The organism is Streptomyces sp. NPDC006012 (genome assembly GCF_042871185.1).
Classification (GTDB): Bacteria; Actinomycetota; Actinomycetes; order Streptomycetales; family Streptomycetaceae; genus Streptomyces.
The window spans coordinates 175,312-193,819 of record NZ_JBIAIE010000005.1 but is presented as its reverse complement, the minus strand read 5'-3'; the positions used below and the strand labels follow the sequence as shown (position 1 = coordinate 193,819).

Below are 18,508 nucleotides of genomic sequence, written 5' to 3'. Positions count from 1 at the left end.
GCAACAGCCCCACCGGCATCCGCTGTCGGTGGCCGGCCGGTGCTCGCTCTCGGTGGCCCGGCCGGTGCTCGCTGTTGGTCGCCTGCCCATACCCGCTGTGGCCGGCCGGCCGCTCCCCGCTCACCCCCGTGTCAGCGACAGCAGCTCCCGTGCCGGTCCCGTCGGCCGGTGTCCCGTGCGCCATACCGCGCGCAGCTCACGGCCGAGGGACGTCTCCCGTACGGGGATGCGCACCAGGCGGCGCAGGGCCAGTTCCTCGCGTACCGCCAGTTCGCTCAGGACCGCGGGCCCGGCGCCGCCGACCACCGCGGCCTTGACCGCCGTGGTGGACGACAGCTCGATCAGCGGGCGGGCCAGGCCCCCCAGGGCGGCGTCCAGAACCTGGCGGGTGCCCGAACCGCGTTCCCGCAGGATCAGGGGGGTGGCGGCCAGTTCCTCCGCGGCCAGCGGGCTGCGGCGGCGGGACCAGGGGTGTGCCGGGGCGGTGACGACGATCAGCTGGTCGTGCGCGATGACGGCGGAGTCCAGGCCCGCGGGGACCGTGAGCCCTTCCACGAAGCCCAGGTCCGCCTCGTCCGCGAGCAGCCGCTCGGCCACCATCGCCGAGTTCCCGGCCAGCAGGGACACCGCCGTGTCCGGGCGCTCCGCGCGCAGGGCGAGCAGCCAGCCCGGCAGCAGGTACTCGGCGATCGTCATGCTGGCCGCCACCCGCAGCCGCGAGTCGCGCCGGTCCCGCAGCGCGTGCGCGCCCGCGTCGAAAGCCTGCGCCGCCTCCACGATCCGCCGCGCCCAGTCCGTCACCAGCACCCCGGCGTCGGTGAGCCGGGAGCCGCGCGGCGAGCGGTCCACCAGCGCCACGCCCAGCAGGCGCTCCATGGAACGGATCCGGCTGCTGGCCGCCGGCTGGGTGACGCCCACCTCGCGGGCCGCCGCGCCGAGGCTGCCGGTACGGGCCACCGCCAGCAGCAGTTCCAACGCGCCGAGATCCGGCACCCGATGGGCCAGCGTTCCCGCCCCGCGCCGCTCCTCCGCCTCACTCATAAGACCAGCTTATGCCCTCATAGACGAGTACTCCCTGGCCGGCGCCCCGGGCGCGCGCGACGGTTGACCCATGGTCACCGCAGTCCAACCCCTCCTCCTGCGCCGGGTCCCGGCCGTCCGCCACCTCGGCCCCAACTGGTACGCCGCCGTCATGGGCACGGCGGCGGTCGGCACCGCCGGCGCCGTGCTGCCGGGGCTCACCGGCGGACTGCGCACCGCCTGCACCGCCGTGTGGGCGCTCTCGCTGGTGCTGCTGGTGGTCGTCCTCACCGCTCGCGCCCTGCACTGGACGTACCACCGCGACCAGGCCCGGGCCCACCTCCTCGACCCGGCGATCGCGCCCTTCTACGGCTGTCTGTCCATGGCGTTGCTCGCGGTCGGCGGCGGTGCCGTCACCGTCGGGCAGGGGTGGCTCGGGACACCGGGAGCGGTGGCCCTGGACGCCGTCCTGTTCACCCTCGGCACGGCGGTCGGGCTCGTGACGGCCACGGCCGTACCGTTCCTGCTGACCGTGCGCCACCGCACCGAACTGGGGCAGGTGACCCCGGCATGGCTGCTGCCGCTCGTCGCCCCCATGGTGTCCGCCGCGCTCGGCCCGCTGCTCCTGCCGTACCTGCCGCCGGGCCCGCCCCGAAAGACCCTGCTCGTCGGGTGCTTCGCCCTGTTCGGGCTCAGCCTGTTCATGACCCTGCTGATGCTGTCCCTCGTCTTCGCCCGGCTGGTCCTCGCGGGCCCGCTCCCCCTCGCGCTCACCCCGACGCTGTTCCTGGTGCTGGGGCCGCTCGGGCAGTCCACCACCGCCGTGGGAATCTTCGGGGACCGCGCACCCGGAGTCGTCCCGGCGCCGTACGACCGCGGCCTGGCCGAGTTCGCCGTCCTGTACGGGGTTCCGGTGATGGGGTTCGCGCTGCTGTGGCTGGCGTTCGCGACGGCGCACGTGGTGCGGGCGCGGCGGCGCGGGATGCCGTTCGCGATGACCTGGTGGGGATTCACCTTCCCGGTGGGCACCTGCGTCACCGGCGGCGCGGCGCTGGCCCGGCACACCGGACTGGCCGCGTACGACTGGCTCACGTTCGGCCTGTACGGGCTGCTGGTCGCCGTCTGGGCGGCGGCCGCCGTGGGCACGGTGCGCGGGCTGGTCAGCGGCGAACTGCTCGCAGCGCCTCGGACAGCACTCGCGCAGCCTCCGCCAGCGACGGCCCGTACCAGGTCAGATGCCGTCCGCTGACCAGGGCCCAGGGCAGGCCGCCAAACGCCTCGGGGCCGTCGTCGGCCGTGAAGCGGTAGGGCTCGTCGGGCAGTACGACGAGATCGGGGGTGGCGGCCCGCAACTCGTCCAGCGGGATGCGCGGATAGCGGTCGGGGTGCCCGGCGTACACGTTGTCCACGCCCAGCCGGGCCAGTACGTCGCCCGCGAAGGTGTCCCGGCCGAGCACCATCCACGGCCGGCGCCACACCGGCACCACCGCCCGTGCCCGCTCCCCGGGCACCGGCGGAGCCGACCAGGCGTCCTCCGCCTCGTCGAGCCACCGCGGCCGCGCCGCCGCCCCGCACGCGGTCAGCACCCGGGCCAGCTCGCGGAAAGCCTGCGGCACGCTCCGCACCTCGGTGACCAGCACCGTGAGACCCGCGGCACGCAGGGCCGCCAGATCGGGGGCGCGGTTCTCCTCCTCGTTGGCGATCACCAGGTCCGGGGCGAGGGCGATGATCCGGTCCACCTGGGGGTTCTTGGTGCCGCCGACACGGGTGACCCGCAGTTGCGCCGGGTGGGTGCACCAGTCGGTGGCGCCGACCAGGGCGCCGGGTACGGACTCGGCGACCGCCTCGCTGAGGGAGGGTACGAGGGAGACGACCCGCATCAGCGGGGCCGGTCGTGGACGGCCTCGATGTGCTCGGCCACCGCGACGACGACGACCCGGGTGTCCGGCACCGTGGCCCGCCAGCGGTGGCGCACCCCGCCGGTGAGATAGAGGGTGTCACCGCGGCCCAGCCGGTAGGCGCGGCCCTCCGCCTCTATCTCCACGGCGCCGTCGGCGACGTACAGCAACTCGTCGTTGCGGTGCTGGAATTCGCGGCCCGCGTCGTGGTCGCCGGTGAACTCGGAGGCGTGCAACTGGTGGTGACCCCGCACCAGCGAGCGCGTCCGGGGGGCGAAGTCCGCTTCGGCGGCCTCGCAGCGCACGACGTCGACGCTGCACGCCGGGTCGGCCGCGGCGAGGAGTTCGACGGCCGTGGTGCGCAGTGCGTCGGCGACCTTCTCCAGGGAAGTGGTGCTGGGGCGGGCCCGGTCGTTCTCGATCTGGCTGAGGAAGGGCACCGACAGGCCGCTGCGCTCCGCCACGACGGCGAGGGTCAGCTCCAGCGCGCGACGCCGCCGCCGGACGGCCGCGCCCACTCGGACGGACTGTTGTTCTTTGTGGTCGCCCATCGCTCCGGCTCCCTCCTTCGCTCGTCGTGCCGCCGTGCCGGGGACCTGCGTCGGGCCCCTTCGCCCTGGTGGGTTCTCTGCACCCTACGCATGCTCGGCAAACCGTTTCATGCGGCCGTCACATCCATGTCACGTCGGGTAGGCACGACCATCACTGTTCGCGCCAGCGGCCGTGCGGGCCGCCGGCCGAACCGGCCGACCGCGGGACGGTGGCGCCATGGCGACCAGCTCCCGGGTTGAGGGCGACGCTGACCCCGTCTCAGCACGGGACCGCGTCCCTCTTGTTCAATGCTCCGGCGGCCGCGGGTGTTCCCCAGCCGCGCACCGCGTCCCGAAGGCGAGGTGGAGCCGCTGGTCAGAGTGGGTGTGCCGGGCGGAATCCGGTCGGGGGCGAGGCCGGTCGGCTGCCGGCCGGGCGGCGGGGCGGGCCGGGGGCCGCCGTGGGTACGGTCGTGGCCTGCGGCCGGCCCATCGACCAGGCTTGGACACGCTGAGGCAGGCTTGGACACGCTTGGGCAGGATTGAACCCGGCTCGAACAGACATGGGCGGGCTCGGGCAAGATCGTAGCGCTCTGTGATTGGCCGAATCCTTGTCGTGGGTGAGCGCACGTCCCCGACGCGGCCGGCACCGGCGTCCTTAGGACACCGGTGCCGGCGGATTCTCGGAACACCCGCGCCCGCCGTCCGCTGGGACACCGGCGCCGGCTTGTGCTTAGGACACCGGTGCCAGCTTGTCCTCAAGTCCCGGCTGGGCGTCCAGCCACTTGCGCGCGGCCGCCTTCTCGTTCCCGGCGCCGCCCTTCTGGATCGCGACCTCCAGGGAGGTGAGCTGGCCCTCGGTCAGCTTGAACTTCTTCAGCCAGCCGGAGAACTCCGGGAAGTCCTGGCTGAAGGTCTTCTTGCCCACCATGTGGATCCGCTCGCCCTGGCCCCAGGCGACCATGGGGTCCTTGAGCTTCTTCAGGTCGTACTTCCCGTACGCCCAGTGCGGCGACCACAGGGTGACCACCACCGGCTGACGGTTCTTGATCGACCGGTCCAGCTCGGCCAGCATCGCGGAGGTGCTGGACGACACCACCTGGTACTCGCCCTGCAACCCGTACGCCTTCAGGACCTTGTTGTTCAGGGTCGCCATCTCCCCGGCGCTCGCCTCGATGCCGATGATCTTCCCGCCGAACTTCTTCCCCTGGCCCTTCAGATCAGCCAGCGAGTCGATCCCCTTCACGTACGAGGGGACCGACAGCTCCAACGAGGTCGGGCCGTACCACGACCCGAGGTCCTCCAGCTTGGACCCGTACTTGTCCAGGTAGGCCTTGTGCGTCGTCGGCAGCCACGAGTCCAGCTGGATGTCCATCTGGCCCTGCGCGAGGGAGCTGTAGAGCGGGCCCGGGTCGAGCTGCTTGAGGTTCGGCTTGTAGCCGCGGTCCTCCAGGATGTTCTCCCAGAGGAAGGTGCTGGCGATGGCCTCGTCCCACGGGAAGTAGCCCATGTCGACGGTTTTGCCGGCGTCCTTGCCGGGACGGGCTCCGGAGCCCGCCTCGGCCTTGCCGGAACCGGCCAGGTTCAGGCCGCCCGCGACCAGCCCGAGCACGACGACTCCGACGACGGCGACCGCGCCGGCCGGCCGGTAGCGCGCGAACCTGGCGCGTCCGGCCAGGGAGCCGGCCTTGGCCGCGGCGCGGCGGCCCAGCGGGGACACCCGCTCGCTCAGGGCACCGGTCATGCGGTCGAGGTATATCGCGAGAATGACCACGGCCACCCCGCTCTCCGCCGCGAGGCCCACCTTGAGCTGGGTGATCGCCGAGTAGACCTGCTCACCGAGGCCGCCCGCGCCGGCCATGCCGCCGATGACCACCATCGACAGGCCCAGCATGATCACCTGGTTGATGCCGGCCATGATGGTCGGCAGGGCCAGCGGCAGCTGGACCCGCAGCAGGACGTCGCGGGGCATGGTGCCGAACGCCTCGGCCGCTTCGACGAGTTCGCCCTCGACCTGGCGGATGCCGAGTTCGGTCATGCGGACGCCGGGCGGCATCGCGAAGATGATCGTCGCGAGCAGCCCCGGGGTCGTACCGACGCCGAAGAACATCACGCCGGGGATGAGGTAGATGAACGCCGGCATGGTCTGCATGACGTCGAGCACCGGCCGCAGCTGGGCGCCGACGCGCCGGTTGCGAGCGGCCAGGACACCGAGCGGGACGGCGATCACGACGGTGATGACCGCGGCCACCAGCACGAGGGACAGGGTGTCCATCGCGGCGTCCCACAGCCCGAGCGTGTCGATGAGCGCGAGCCCCACGAAGGCGATGACGCCGGGCAGCAGACCGCGCAGCCACGTGGCGATCACGGCGAGGATGCCGGCCAGCAACAGCGGTTCCCCGCCGCCCAGGACGGTGTCGACACCGCTGTACATGCCGTCGAGTACGGCGTTGACGATGTCGAAGACCCAGGTCAGATGGGACTGCAACCAGTCGACCGCGGTCTCCACCCAGTCGCCGAAGTGGATCCTAGGCACGGGCGGCCCCCTCTCCGCGGCGTGTGCTTCGGCAGGGCTCCGGTTCGCCCTCCTGGTCGCCGAGGAAACCGACGAGACGCTGGCGCGGGACGACCCCGACCAGCGTGCGCTCGCCGTCGACGACGGCGACCGGGTGGGTCAGCCGGGCGCTGATCGCGCACAGCTCCGAGAACGGCGTGTGCGGCGTGGCGGTCTCGCAGTCGCAGTCGGCCTCGTCGCCGCGGAGTTCGGTGTCCATGACAGCGGCGGCGGTCAGGACGCGGGAGCGGTCGACGTCCTTGGTGAACGACGCGACGTAGTCGTCGGCGGGGCGGACCAGGATCTCCTGTGCGGTGCCGATCTGGACGATCCGGCCGTCGCGCATCACGGCGATCCGGTCACCCAGGCGCATGGCCTCGTTGAGGTCGTGGGTGATGAAGATGATCGTCTTCTTCAGGCTCTGCTGGAGCTGCAGGAGCTGGTCCTGCATGTCCCTGCGGATCAGCGGGTCGAGCGCGCTGAACGACTCGTCCATCAGCAGCAGGTCGGCGTCCGTGGCCAGGGCGCGGGCCAGTCCCACCCGCTGCTGCATGCCGCCGGACAGTTCGTCGGGCCAGGAATCCTCCCAGCCGGCCAGACCGCACAGGGCGAGCGCCTCGTCGGCGCGGCGCTCGCGCTCGGCGCGGGGCAGGCCCTGCACGCTCAGGCCGTAGGCCGCGTTGTCGCGGACACTGCGGTGCGGGAACAGCGCGAAGTGCTGGAAGACCATGCTGATCCGCTGGGAGCGCAGCTCGCGCAGCTCGCGGTCCGGTAGCGAGGTCAGGTCCTGGCCATCGAACCTGACGTGTCCCGCGGTGGGCGCCGACAGGCCGTTCAGCATGCGCAGCAGGGTGGACTTCCCGGATCCGGACAGTCCCATCACCACGAAGATCTCACCGGGCGCCACCTGGAAGGAGGCGTCGATCACGGCTGCCGTGGTGCCGTCGGCGCGCAGCTCCTCCCGCGCGGCACCCTGCCGAAGCCGTTCCACTGCCTGATCGGGTCGTCTTCCGAACACCTTGTACAGATGGTCGGCCTCAAGCCTGAATGTCACGCGCACCTCTCGTCTCGGGGGATGGGGCAGACGCCGCGCCTGCCCCGAGTCGAGGGGGACAAACAATTTAGTGACCCGGATCACGCCGGCGGCGCGGGCCGCGCCGCCCGTCACGGGTGGGTGCGGACGGCGTCCGAGGGTGGTTGTCAGTGCCGTACGGCATGATGCGGAGCGTGACCGGACGACTGATGCTCCTCGACACCGCCTCGCTGTACTTCCGCGCCTACTTCGGCGTGCCGGACTCCGTCAGGGCCCCGGACGGCACGCCGGTGAACGCCGTGCGCGGGCTGCTGGACTTCATCGACCGACTGGTCAAGGACCACCGGCCCGACCGCCTGGTGGCCTGCATGGACGCCGACTGGCGGCCGAAGTGGCGGGTCGAGCTGATCCCCACCTACAAGGCGCACCGGGTCGCCGAGGAGCATGCGGCGGGCCCGGACGCGGAGGAGGTGCCGGACACGCTCTCCCCGCAGGTGCCGGTCATCGAGGACGTCCTGGACGCGGTCGGCATCGCGCGGGTGGGCGTCGCCCGGTACGAGGCGGACGACGTGATCGGTACGTTCACGGCGCGGGCCGCGGGACCGGTCGACATCGTCACCGGCGACCGCGACCTCTACCAGCTGGTGGACGACGCCCGCGGGGTGCGGGTGCTGTACCCACTCAAGGGCGTGGGCACGCTCCAGCTCACGGACGAGGCCGTGCTGCGCGAGAAGTACGGCGTGGACGGCCGGGGGTACGTGGATCTGGCGCTGCTGCGGGGCGACCCGAGCGACGGGCTGCCGGGGGTGCCGGGCATCGGCGAGAAGACGGCGGCCAAGCTGCTCGCCGAGTTCGGTGACCTGGCCGGGATCATGGCGGCGGTCGACGACCCGGGGTCCCGGCTGACCCCGGCGCAGCGCAGGCGCCTGGCCGAGGCCCGGCCCTACGTCGCCGTCGCCCCGAAGGTCGTCCGGGTCGCCGCCGACGTGCCGCTCCCGGACGTCGACACGGCGCTGCCGCGCACCCCGCGCGACCCGGCGGCGCTGGACGCCCTGGCGGCGCGCTGGGGGCTGGGCGGATCGCTGCAGCGGCTGCTCACCACGCTCGCCGCGTGACGGATGTCCCTGCCCGCCCGGCGGTGTTCCCCGCGCCTGGCGCAGCCCCTGCCCCTGCCCCATGGATTGGAGCCTTTTTTGCCCGTCGGCGCCCGTCCGGCGGGCGGGGTTCCGGCGTGCGGGGTACCGGCGCCCAACCGGCGGACGTGTTCCGGTCCGGCGGACGGTGCTCCGCTCCGGCGATCGATGTTCCGGTCCGGCAATCGAAGTTCCGGTCCGGTGGCCATCGAAGTTTCTGTCCGCCGCAACGGCCGCGATGCTAACTTAGGTAAACCTAAGGTCGTGCATTGGAGGTCACCATGGCAGAACGTCCGGCCCGCAAACCGCGCAGGCCCCACACCGCGCAGGTCGTGCGCACCGAACGGCTGACCCCCCATATGCAACGCGTGGTGCTCGGCGGTGCGGGCCTGGCCGGATTCGAGGCCGGCACCTGCACCGACCACTATGTGAAGCTGCTGTTCCCGGCCGCGGGCGCGACCTATCCGGACCCCTTCGACATGGAGCGGATCCGTGCGGAGTTCCCCCGCGAGCAGTGGCCGGTGACCCGGACGTACACGGTGCGGGCCTGGGACCCCGAGCAGCGGGAACTGACCCTGGACTTCGTGGTGCACGGCGAGGAGGGCCTGGCCGGTCCGTGGGCGCTGCGCGTACGCCCCGGCGAGACCGTGCGGTTCATGGGCCCGGGTGGCGCCTACGCGCCCGACGCGGGCGCCGACTGGCATCTGCTGGCCGGTGACGAGAGCGCGCTGCCCGCCATCGCCCGCGCCCTGGAGTCGCTGCCCGAGGGGGCCCGGGCCCATGCCTTCGTCGAGATCTCCGGCCCGCAGGAGGAGCAGAAGATCGACTCCGGTGTGCCGGTCGTCTGGGTGCACCGCGGGGACCGGCGGGTCGGCGAAGCCCTGGTCGAGGCCGTGCGGGCGCTGGAGTTCCCGGCGGGCCGGGTGCACGCGTTCGTCCACGGCGAGGCGGGCTTCGTGAAGGAGCTGCGCCGGCTGCTGCGCGTCGAGTGCGCGATCCCCCGCGAGGATCTCTCGATCTCCGGCTACTGGCGGCTGGGGCACAACGAGGACGGCTGGCAGGCGTCCAAGCGGGAGTGGAACGCGCGCGTCGAGGCGGAGCAGGAGGGAGCCGCCGCCGCGTGAGTCCGGCGGCCCCGCGCGATGCCGCCGCGTCCCCACCGACACGGCGGCACCCTTTCGGCGAACGACGGCGCGCTCTCCTATCGGCCGCGCTCGTTTCCCGACCGGTCGAAGTCCGCAGTTCGCGGTCCGCTGTCGCCACGCTCGTGATGGCGCCCCTGCGGCGACCGTTGCGGCAGCTGTTCAGACCGACCGCTGGTACGCGCGGAACGTTCTGATCGACACCCACACCGCCGCCGACGCCAGCGCCAGCAGCGCGCCGCCGCGGAGGGCGACGTCCGCCCGGTCGGGGTGCGCGGACATCGCCGAACGGCCCGCCACCATGGCCCAGTCGAGCGGGTTGAAGTCGGCGACGTGCCGCATCCAGGACGGCATCTGGGACGGGGCCATGAAAGCGGAGGAAAGGAACGTCAGCGGCAGCAGCAGGAAGGTGTTGATGCCGATGATCGACTCCCGCTCGCGCACCAGCATGCCCAAGGTGTTGGAGAGCGCCCCGAACACCGTGCCGAGCAGCACCGAGGTGAGGACCAGGACCGCGATGCCGGCGATCCCGCCCGGGTAGTCGGCGCCGCCCAGCAGCCCGAGCAGCACGATGACCACCGACTGGAACGCGGTGACCAGGCCGTTGTTGACGACGTTGCCGTTCATCAGGGCGGCCCGGCTGACCGGTGTGGTCAGGAAGCGGTCGAGGGTGCCGCGCTGGATCTCCTCCAGCGTGCCCATGCCGGCCCACATGTTGGAGCTGAGGGCGCTCATCACGACGACGCCCGGCACCAGGTAGTCCAGATACGAGGTGGTGCCGAAGCCGCCCAGTTCGACGACCTTCTTGAAGAGGTTCCCGAACAGGAACAGCCAGATCACCGGTTGGATCAGCGTGATGATCGCGTAGGCGGGCTGCCGCGCGAACACCATGAGCTGCCGCTGCGTCATGTACCAGGTCTGGGTGAGCGCGCTGCTCATCGCGCACCTGCGGCGAGAGCGGGGACGGCGGACTCGGGGGCGGACTCGGCATCGGCGTAGCGTCGGCCCGCGTAGCGCAGGTAGACGTCGTCGAGCGAGGGGCGGGCCACGGTGGCCGAGGCGACGGCCGCCCCGGCGCGTTCGAGCGCGGCCAGCAGCGCGGGCATCGCGGCGGCACCGTCGGCGGTGCGGGCGCTGACCCGGCGTCCGTCGACGAATGCCTCATGCACACCGGGCAGCCCGGTGAGCGCGCCGACGAGCAGCGTACGGCCGGCCTCGCCGACCGCCTGGCGCAGCTCCAGATGGACGGCGTCACCGCGGAGTTCGCCCTTGAGCCCGTCGGGAGTGCCGGTCACCACGACCCGGCCGCGGTCGACGATGGCGATGCGCTCGGCGAGCCGGTCGGCCTCCTCCAGGTAGTGCGTGGTGAGCAGGATGGTCAGGCCCTCGTCGCCGGCCAGCCGGCCGATCTCCTCCCACATCGCGGTGCGGGCCTCGGGGTCCAGGCCGGTCGTGGGCTCGTCGAGGAACAGCACCTCGGGCCGGTGCACCAGGCCGAGGGCCACGTCGAGACGGCGCCGCATGCCGCCGGAGTAGCCCTTGACCGGGCGGCGGGCGGCGTCGCTGAGCGAGAAGTGCTCCAGCAGTTCGTCGACCCGCCGGTCGAGGCCGGCCCCGCGCAGCCCGTGCAGCCGGCCCTGGAGCCGGAGGTTCTCGCGGCCCGTGGCGACGAGGTCGGCGCCGGAGTTCTGGGCGACCACACCGATCGCACGGCGCACCCGGTCCGGATGGCGCAGCACGTCGTGTCCGGCGACGGTGGCCGTGCCCGAGTCGGGGCGGGCCAGGGTGGTGAGGATCTTGACGGTGGTGGACTTCCCGGCCCCGTTCGGGCCGAGGAGGCCGAAGACGGTACCCGGCTCGACGGTGACGTCCAGACCGCGCAGCGCGGTGACGTCACCGGGATAGGTCTTGATCAGCTGGCACGCCTGCACTGCGGGCGCACGGGTGTTCATGATGGCTGCTCTCCTCGTGAGCGAGAAAGTGACAGCTGATCCATGTGCAGAGCGCCGGGCTATCCTGGGTGTGCCGCACCTCGATCGCCTGGAGCCGTCGCAACGGCGGAGTCAGCTCGGGGTTCGAGACCCCGGCGGAGCTGCTGCAACAGCACCGCCGGGGTTTCTCGGTTCTGGATCACGTCTTGGTCTGGGGTGCCTCCCAGTCGTCCGGCTCCCGGAATTCGGGCGGGATCTCACCCGTCTCGTGGAACTGCCGCCAGCTCTCGACGCCGGGCAGTGAGCCCTTCTTGATCTCGTCGAGGAAACCGCGCACCCACTCCGCCTGCGCCTCCAGCATGTGCAACTGGTACTCGGTCTCCACCAGAAAGAGCCGGGGCAACGTCTCGCACAGCTTGGCCAGCGCCCCGCGCCCGCTCGCCGCCTTGACCTCCAGGGCGGCGAGCCGCTCCTCCAGGAGCCGCACCACCTCGTCGGGCGGCAGCACCCCGATCAGCGACAGCACGGTCTCGAAGATCGGGAACTCCTTGACCGGGACGGCCAGCAGATCGGCCATCCACTCGGTCAGCTCCCCACGTCCGGCATCGGTCAGGCCGTAGATGGTGCGCTCGGGGCGGTTGCCCTGCCGCTCCACGTCGGTGACCTCGACGAACCCGTGCTTCTCCAGGTTCTGCACGACCGTGTAGAGCGAGCCGTAATTGATCTTCGTACTGGTGTCCTTGCCCTGCCGGCGCAGGGTCTGGGCGATCTCGTACGGATGCATCGGCTTCTGCCAGAGGGTCGCCAGCACGGCGAGCGCCAGGGGGTTGCTGAGCTTGCGGCGCCGCAGGGCCACGACCGATCACCTCGCTTCCGAATATCCGCTCACGAATATATCGTGACTACATCTCGAAGGTCAATACACACGATGTATCGCGTTCAGATCTCCGGCAAGGGCGCACGGAAGCAGGGCGGCAGCTCCGGCGCACGCCACACCGCCGCCGCCCGCCCGTACGCTGGCCGTGATGAGACGCAAGACGCGGATCCCGCCCGCTCCCCTCCCCCAGCGCGACGGCATCGACCCGGTGCGGGTGCGGCTGCCCGCCGAGGGGTCCTGGGAGACGGTACGCGCGCACCTCGTGGCACGGCTGTCCGGTGCGCCGCCGGGCGCGGTCGACGGGATGCTGGCGGCGGGCCGGATGGTCGGGGCGGACGGGCGGGCGGTGGCCCCGGACGATCCGTACGTGCCCGGCATGTACGTCTGGTTCCACCGGGAACTGCCCGCCGAGGTCCCCGTGCCCTTTCCGCTGGAGGTCGTGTACCGCGACGCGCACCTCGTCGTGGCCGACAAACCGCACTTCCTCGCCACCACCCCGCGCGGCGGCCACATCACCGAGACCGCGCTGGCCCGGCTGCGCCGGGAGCTGGGGATTCCCACGCTGTCCCCGGCGCACCGGCTGGACCGGCTGACGGCCGGTCTGGTGCTGTTCACGGTGCGGCCCGAGGAGCGCGGCGCCTACCAGACGCTGTTCCGCGACCGCCTGGTGCGCAAGGAGTACGAGGCCGTCGCCCCCTACGATCCCTCGCTCGCCCTGCCCCGCACGGTGCGCAGCCGGATCCTGAAGGAGCGCGGGACACCGGCCGCACGGCAGATCCCGGGCGAACCGAACGCGGTCACCCGGGTCGAACTGGCCGGACACCGGGGACCGGACGGACCGGCCCGTTACCGCCTGACCCCGCACACGGGGCAGACGCATCAGCTGCGGGTGCACATGAACGCCCTGGGCGTGCCGATCCTCGGCGATCCGCTGTACCCGGTGGTGCTCGGCCCCGGGCCGGCCGGTGACTTCCGCCGGCCGCTGCAACTGCTGGCGCGGCGGCTGGAGTTCACCGATCCGGTCACCGGCGCCGAGCACCGGTTCCACAGCGCGCGGGTGCTCACGGCCTGGTCCGCGTACCAGGAGTGGGCGGGCCGGTGACCGGTGGGGCAGAGATCTCGGCCCAGCCCACGGTAAGGACGGCACGGAGACCAAAGCGGAGTCGGTCGAGCGATCAGTGCCCGGGGGCGGGCAGGTGCCACGGCCGGCTCACTGACTGCCGCGTGCTCGGCGACCGAGGCAGGTCAGTTACCCCGCCACCAGCGGCGCAGCCGCTGCCAGACGCCGCGTGGGCGGCGCGGCTCGGGTGCCGCTGCGGGCTGCGGGGCCGCAGCCAACGGCTCGACGGCCGGGACGGGCGCGGGCACCGGATCCGGGCGGCCGGTGTCGATCTGCCAGCCGGCCCGCTGCGACGGGATGGGCGCATGGCTCGGCATGGCCTTCACGTCCTGCTGCGCCTTGGGTTCGAAACGCACCGGCAGGGCCACCAGTTGGCGTGAGGCGATCGACTCCTCCCACTCCAGCTCGTCCTCCTCGCAGTCCAGTTGCACGTCGGGCAGCCGCATCAGCAGCGCGTCGACGCCGACGTCGGCGATGGCCCGGCCGATGTCCTGGCCCGGGCACTCGTGCGGGCCGCCGCCGAAGGCGAGGTGCGAGCGGTTGCCCTGCATGCTGGCGGTCAGGTCGGGCCGGACCCGGGGGTCGATGTTCCCCGGGGCCGGCGCGAACAGCAGCCCGTCGCCCTGCCGGATGCGCTGGCCGCCCAGCTCCGTGTCCTGCTTGGCGAAGTAGGCGAAGACCGTGCTGAACGGCGGCTCGTCCCACAGGGACTGCTCGACCGCCTCGGGCACCGTCATCTGGCCGCCGTTGAGCTGGGCACGGAAGCCCGGTTCGGTGAGCACCATGCGCAGCGCGTTGCCGAGCAGGTTGGTGGTGGTCTCGTAGGCGGCGAACAGCACCAGGCGCAGGTGTTCCCTGACCTCGTCGTCGGTCAGACCTGCCGGGTGGGCGATGAGGTGGCTGGTGAAGTCCTCCTCCGGGCGGGCCCGGCGGCGGACGGTGAGGCCGCTGAGCGCGTCCATCACGTACTGGTGGCTGGCGATGGCGGTCTCGGAGCCCTTGAGCGCGTCGCGGGCGGACTGCACCATGCGCTCGTTGTACTCCTGGGGCATGCCGAGGATCTCGCACATCACCGCCATCGGCAGCGGCTCGGCGAACCGGGAGACCAGATCGGCCCGGCCCTGCTCGCAGAACTCGTTCACCAGGCGCTGGGTGTAGCGGCCGATGTGGCGGCGGATACCGCGGTGGTCGATGGTCGACATGGCGCCGGTGACCGCCGCCCGCAGCCGCTGGTGCTCGTCGCCCTCGGCGTGGGAGCAGATCGGCTGCCAGGCGATGTGCGGCATCAGCGGGTGGTCGGGCTTGACCATGCCCTCCAGGAGCGGGTTCCAGATGCGGCTGTCCCGGGTGTACTGCGAGGGGGTGCGCACCATGTGCATGTTCTCGGCGTGGCCGAGGACCACCCACATCGGTACGTCGTCGTGGAGCAGTACGGGTGCCACGGGACCGTGGGTCTCCCGCAGCTTCTCGTACAGCCCGCCCAGGTCCTCCGTCCCGGGGCCGTAGAGCCGGTGCAGCCCTCCGGGACCGGGCTCGTGCGCCGGGCAGCCGGGCGGCGGGCCGGACGCGGGGTCGTCCGTGCCGGTCAGAAAGTGGGGTTCAGGCGTCACAGTGGTCGCTCCGAAACTGAAGTGGATCCGGGGTAACGGGGTCGGAGATAACGGGATGTCAGGGGATCGGCCGTGCGGTTCAGGTGAGCGCACCGGTCATGGCGAGCGAGTGCAGGAAACGCATCAGGGTCATCAGCACGTCGCGGCTGGAGGCCCGGCGGCGCGCGTCGCACTCCATCATGGGGATCTCCGGGGGGAGGTCGAGCGCCGTGCGCAGTTCCTCCATCGGGTAACGGGGCCCGTCCGGAAAGGAGTTGATGGCGACGACGAAGGGCACGCCGCGCTCCTCCAGACGCCCTATGACGTCGAAGCTGACCTCCAGGCGCCGGGTGTCGACCAGCACGACCGCGCCGAGGGCCCCCTCGAACAGCCCGTTCCACAGGAACCAGAAGCGTTCCTGGCCGGGGGTGCCGAAGAGGTACAGCACCAGCTTCTCGGTGATGCTGATCCGGCCGAAGTCCATCGCGACGGTCGTGGCCGTCTTGGAGTCGGAGCCGTAGTTGTCGTCGACGCCGACACCGGCCTGCGTCATGGTCTCCTCGGTGGTCAGCGGTCTGATCTCGCTGACCGACCCGACCATGGTCGTCTTGCCGACGCCGAAACCGCCCACAATGACGATCTTCACCGCGGCCTGAGCGGTCTGCGGGAGATGGTCCTCGGTGCGCGGGCCGGGGATGGTGTCAGAGCTTTTGAAGTCCATGCATCACCGCTTCGAGGAGTGAACGGTCAGGGAGCGCCTGACGGACGATCGGGGCGCGCGCCTGCACCAGTCCGCCCGTGATCAGCTCGGTGATCAGTACGGTCATCGCGCTGAACGGAAGACTGAGATAGGCCGAGAGTTCGGCCACCGACAAGGGTGCGGTGCACAGCCGGAGCAGCGTGGCCTGCTCCGGCGGAACGGACGGCGGCGGGTCGGAGCGCGCCACGATCAGGGTGACCAGATCGAGTTCGGCGCGTCCGCCGTCGGCGGCACCGGTGATCACGTACAGCCGCTCGGGGTTCTTCGACCGGCCCTGTTCGTTGCCGGCGGCGGCGTCGGCCGGCTGGGGGGTCGGCGGAGGTTCCTGCCGTGGCTGGCGCCGTTTGCGTCGCGGAGGAGTCATACGGGCTGCCCGTTGCGCCGGGGCGGGCTCGTCAGGTGGGCGCCGATCCGGACGACGAGGTCGCGCATCCGGTTGCTCATCCGGCCGGGTTCGCAGACCACGTCGGCGAGGACGGCGAGGTAGGCGTTGGCCCCCGCCGCCATGAGGTAGAAGTAGCCGCCGTCGATCTCGATGACGACGAGTTTCATCTCGCCGCTGCTGCCCGGGAGTTCCTGGGCCACGGCGCCCGCCAGGCTCTGTACGCCCGCGCAGGCCGCGGCGAGCCGGTCGGCGGAGTCGGGGTCGCCGCCGTGGCGGGCGATGCGCAGCCCGTCGGCGGAGAGCACCACGATCATCTCGATGCCCGGTACGCCGTCGGCGAGTTCCTTGAGCATCCAGTCGAAGTTGGCTCGCTGCTGGATCACTTGAGGTCCCCCTCGTCGTCGGCCTCGCTGTGGGCCGGTTTGTCGATCAGGTGCAGGTATGCGGTCGGGTTGCGCGTGAAGTCGGTGGGGTGGACGCCCTCGTTGTCCTTCTTCAGCCCCTCCCAGAAGGCCTCCACCCACAGTCCGGGTTCACGGTTCTTCAACTTCTCGCGCTCGGGGTCCGCCTCCGGTTCGGGCCTGGGCTGGGACCAGATGGTCGGCTTGCCCTCGCGCTCGGCCCGTTCGATGGCGGCCTGCTCGGCGAGCCGCCGGCTGAGCGGGATCTTCACCTTGCTGCGGCGCTGCGGCAGGCCGTTCGCCGTCCACTCGGTGACCTCGGGAACGTCGTCCTCCATCGAGATCCCGGCGGGGATGCGCGGGCTGGTGGGGCGGCGCTTCTTGGGCGGACGCTTGGGGCCCTCCAGGGCGCCGAGTTCGGCCTTGGGCACCGCGGTGGCGCCGATGCCGTGGGCGAGCCCGGGGGCGGGCTCGGTCGTCATCATGTTGCTCGGCACGATGAGCACGGCCCGGACCCCGCCGTACGCCGAGGCGCGCAGCGAGACCTGCATGTCGTACGTCGAACAGAGCCGGCCGACGACGGCCAGGCCCAGCCGCGGGCTCTCGCCGAGGTCCTCCAGGTCGACGCCCGCCTTGGCGCGCTCCAGCATGCCTTCGACCCGCGCACGGGCCTCCTCGCTGAGGCTGACGCCGCCGTCCTCGATCTCGATGGCGACGCCGGTCTGCACCTCGACCGCGGTCACGTGGACCTTGGTCTGCGGCGGTGAGTAGCGGGTGGCGTTGTCGAGGAGTTCCGCGGCGGCGTGGATGACCGGCTCGACGCAGGTGCCCTTGATGTTGATCTTCGCGATGGAGGCCAGTTCGATGCGCCGGTACTCCAGGATCCGGGACATGGCGCCGCGCAGCACGCTGTAGAGGGCCACGGGGTTGGGCCACTGGCGGCCTGGGCGTCCGCCGCCGAGCACGGAGATCGAGTCGGCGAGCCGGCCGATCAGCGCGGTGCCGTGGTCGATGCGCAGCAGGTCGTCGAAGACCTCGGGGTTGCGGCCGTGGTCCTCCTCCATCTCCCGGAGTTCCTTGGCCTGCTGGTGGACGATCGCCTGCACGCGCTGGGCGATGTTGACGAAGGAGCGCTGCGCCGCGTCGCGCATGGACTCCTCCTCGTCGACCACCTTGAGCACCAGGCGCAGCAGGTCGCGCTGGGATTCGGGGAGGTGCCGGAGGTCGGGGTCGGCGTCGAGGACGGAGCGGATCACCTCTTGGGGCGATTCTCCGTGGCGCAGCCGGTACAGCGCGGTCGGGACGACGTCCCTGGCGAGCCGGACGATCTCCTCGTCGTGTGCGGCGATGCGCCGCTCCAAGTACGCGGCGTGACGGGCGTGTTCGGCCCGTGCGGCGCGGAGGTGGCGTCCGCGCCGTACCGCTTCTGCGGCCGTCGCGGTCACCAGCACGGTGGCGACGGCTCCGCACCAGCCGACGGCGGTCCGGGCCGGCCCCGTCACCACGGCGACGGCGGCTCCGGTCGCCGCGGCCATCAGTATGGCCGGCAGCAGCAGTGCCCGCGCTAGGGGAAGTTCACGGCCACCGGGAGGCGATTGCACACTCACCATGTATGCCCTCTGAAACGAATCGGCTGGGTGTCGGGGGAGTTTTCGGGGGGAAGAGTCATAGAACTATCTGGGATCTTCCGCATAATTGGGAACAAGCGCACGAATTACCTCAACTCGGTGCGCCGCGGGCGAGCTTAGTCCGACCGGATCAACGCCGTGTCATATTCGGCAACCGCCTGAAATCCCCCACGGGACTGGAGTACCCTCGGCGCCATTTGCACGCTGCGCATCCACCCGAACACAACAGGTGACGGCATACAGGCATGCGAAACCCCGTCGACCTGACGGGCACAGGAGAACACCCACCACCTCAAGGGACCACGGGGCCGCACGCCAATCCCCCACCGCCCCAAGAAGCACGGAGACCACGTTCGCAGCGACCGCCGTGGCAGCCTCGACGCTCCGCCCCGAAGGGGCACGAGGAACTACGCGACAAACCCCCACCCACCCGCACCCACACGACGCCCCGACCACCCGCCCCCCTAGGGGCGCGGGGAACTGCGCAACTACCCCCCACCCCACGCG

Annotated in this window: 17 protein-coding genes; 4 read left to right on the top strand and 13 right to left on the bottom strand. The window is 71.7% G+C overall.

Going from position 1 to position 18,508, the window contains the following annotated elements; translation table 11 throughout:
• Positions 1-120 precede the first annotated feature (120 nt).
• The gene (locus ACFYPJ_RS12315; protein WP_389014493.1) at positions 121-1,041 is read right to left on the bottom strand and encodes a LysR family transcriptional regulator; all 921 of its coding nucleotides are present in this window, start codon (positions 1,039-1,041) and stop codon (positions 121-123) included.
• 70 nt (positions 1,042-1,111) lie between these two features.
• Here ACFYPJ_RS12315 and ACFYPJ_RS12310 point away from each other — a divergent pair, with 70 nt between their 5' ends.
• On the top strand, positions 1,112-2,269 hold the full coding sequence (locus ACFYPJ_RS12310; RefSeq protein WP_389014490.1) for a TDT family transporter: 1,158 nt from the start codon (positions 1,112-1,114) through the stop codon (positions 2,267-2,269).
• On the opposite strand, the gene ACFYPJ_RS12305 is transcribed toward ACFYPJ_RS12310, so the two are convergent.
• The 4 genes from ACFYPJ_RS12305 to ACFYPJ_RS12290 all read right to left on the bottom strand — a co-directional run bounded on the left by ACFYPJ_RS12305 (position 2,181) and on the right by ACFYPJ_RS12290 (position 7,056).
• Positions 2,181-2,900 carry a helical backbone metal receptor gene (locus ACFYPJ_RS12305; RefSeq protein WP_389014488.1) on the bottom strand — a complete coding sequence of 240 codons (720 nt, stop codon included), beginning with the start codon at positions 2,898-2,900 and terminating at the stop codon, positions 2,181-2,183. The two genes, ACFYPJ_RS12310 and ACFYPJ_RS12305, sit on opposite strands and share 89 nt — an antisense overlap.
• Positions 2,900-3,469 carry a helix-turn-helix domain-containing protein gene (locus ACFYPJ_RS12300; protein WP_389014485.1) on the bottom strand — a complete coding sequence of 190 codons (570 nt, stop codon included), beginning with the start codon at positions 3,467-3,469 and terminating at the stop codon, positions 2,900-2,902. The genes ACFYPJ_RS12305 and ACFYPJ_RS12300 overlap by 1 nt, the downstream gene beginning before the upstream one ends.
• 712 nt (positions 3,470-4,181) lie before the next feature.
• Positions 4,182-5,984, bottom strand: a complete 1,803-nt coding sequence (locus ACFYPJ_RS12295) for an ABC transporter permease/substrate binding protein (protein WP_389014482.1) — start codon at positions 5,982-5,984, stop codon at positions 4,182-4,184.
• A complete protein-coding gene (locus tag ACFYPJ_RS12290) occupies positions 5,977-7,056 on the bottom strand; it encodes a glycine betaine/L-proline ABC transporter ATP-binding protein (protein ID WP_389014479.1) in 1,080 nt (359 codons plus the stop codon). Before ACFYPJ_RS12290 ends, ACFYPJ_RS12295 begins: the two co-directional genes overlap by 8 nt.
• A gap of 164 nt (positions 7,057-7,220) precedes the next feature.
• Between ACFYPJ_RS12290 and ACFYPJ_RS12285 the strand changes: the two genes are divergently transcribed.
• Positions 7,221-8,150: a 5'-3' exonuclease H3TH domain-containing protein gene (locus ACFYPJ_RS12285; RefSeq protein ID WP_389015078.1), complete on the top strand. Its 930-nt coding sequence runs from the start codon at positions 7,221-7,223 to the stop codon at positions 8,148-8,150.
• Positions 8,151-8,449: 299 nt separating this feature from the next.
• A complete protein-coding gene (locus ACFYPJ_RS12280) occupies positions 8,450-9,292 on the top strand; it encodes a siderophore-interacting protein (RefSeq protein ID WP_389014476.1) in 843 nt (280 codons plus the stop codon).
• Positions 9,293-9,472: 180 nt separating this feature from the next.
• Here ACFYPJ_RS12280 and ACFYPJ_RS12275 read toward each other — a convergent pair whose 3' ends face one another.
• The 3 genes from ACFYPJ_RS12275 to ACFYPJ_RS12265 all read right to left on the bottom strand — a co-directional run bounded on the left by ACFYPJ_RS12275 (position 9,473) and on the right by ACFYPJ_RS12265 (position 12,097).
• Positions 9,473-10,249, bottom strand: coding sequence for an ABC transporter permease (locus ACFYPJ_RS12275; protein WP_389014473.1), 777 nt, complete (start codon positions 10,247-10,249; stop codon positions 9,473-9,475).
• Positions 10,246-11,262: an ATP-binding cassette domain-containing protein gene (locus tag ACFYPJ_RS12270; RefSeq protein WP_389014470.1), complete on the bottom strand. Its 1,017-nt coding sequence runs from the start codon at positions 11,260-11,262 to the stop codon at positions 10,246-10,248. Before ACFYPJ_RS12270 ends, ACFYPJ_RS12275 begins: the two co-directional genes overlap by 4 nt.
• Before the next feature lie 178 nt (positions 11,263-11,440).
• Positions 11,441-12,097: a PadR family transcriptional regulator gene (locus ACFYPJ_RS12265; protein ID WP_389014467.1), complete on the bottom strand. Its 657-nt coding sequence runs from the start codon at positions 12,095-12,097 to the stop codon at positions 11,441-11,443.
• A 169-nt stretch (positions 12,098-12,266) separates the two neighbouring features.
• On the opposite strand from ACFYPJ_RS12265, the gene ACFYPJ_RS12260 reads away from it, so the two are divergent.
• Positions 12,267-13,220, top strand: a complete 954-nt coding sequence (locus tag ACFYPJ_RS12260; protein ID WP_389014465.1) for an RluA family pseudouridine synthase — start codon at positions 12,267-12,269, stop codon at positions 13,218-13,220.
• A 143-nt stretch (positions 13,221-13,363) separates the two neighbouring features.
• Here the strand turns inward: ACFYPJ_RS12260 and ACFYPJ_RS12255 are convergent, their stop codons facing one another.
• From ACFYPJ_RS12255 to ACFYPJ_RS12235, 5 genes are all read right to left on the bottom strand, one after another.
• Positions 13,364-14,848, bottom strand: a complete 1,485-nt coding sequence (locus ACFYPJ_RS12255; protein ID WP_389014462.1) for a cytochrome P450 — start codon at positions 14,846-14,848, stop codon at positions 13,364-13,366.
• A gap of 79 nt (positions 14,849-14,927) precedes the next feature.
• Positions 14,928-15,548: an ATP/GTP-binding protein gene (locus tag ACFYPJ_RS12250; RefSeq protein ID WP_389014459.1), complete on the bottom strand. Its 621-nt coding sequence runs from the start codon at positions 15,546-15,548 to the stop codon at positions 14,928-14,930.
• Positions 15,529-15,951: a DUF742 domain-containing protein gene (locus ACFYPJ_RS12245; protein ID WP_389014456.1), complete on the bottom strand. Its 423-nt coding sequence runs from the start codon at positions 15,949-15,951 to the stop codon at positions 15,529-15,531. Before ACFYPJ_RS12245 ends, ACFYPJ_RS12250 begins: the two co-directional genes overlap by 20 nt.
• Positions 15,948-16,355 (bottom strand): roadblock/LC7 domain-containing protein, encoded by a 408-nt coding sequence (locus ACFYPJ_RS12240; protein ID WP_389014453.1) that lies wholly within the window; start codon positions 16,353-16,355, stop codon positions 15,948-15,950. The genes ACFYPJ_RS12245 and ACFYPJ_RS12240 overlap by 4 nt, the downstream gene beginning before the upstream one ends.
• On the bottom strand, positions 16,352-17,983 hold the full coding sequence (locus tag ACFYPJ_RS12235) for a sensor histidine kinase (RefSeq protein WP_389014450.1): 1,632 nt from the start codon (positions 17,981-17,983) through the stop codon (positions 16,352-16,354). The genes ACFYPJ_RS12240 and ACFYPJ_RS12235 overlap by 4 nt, the downstream gene beginning before the upstream one ends.
• Positions 17,984-18,508 lie beyond the last annotated feature (525 nt).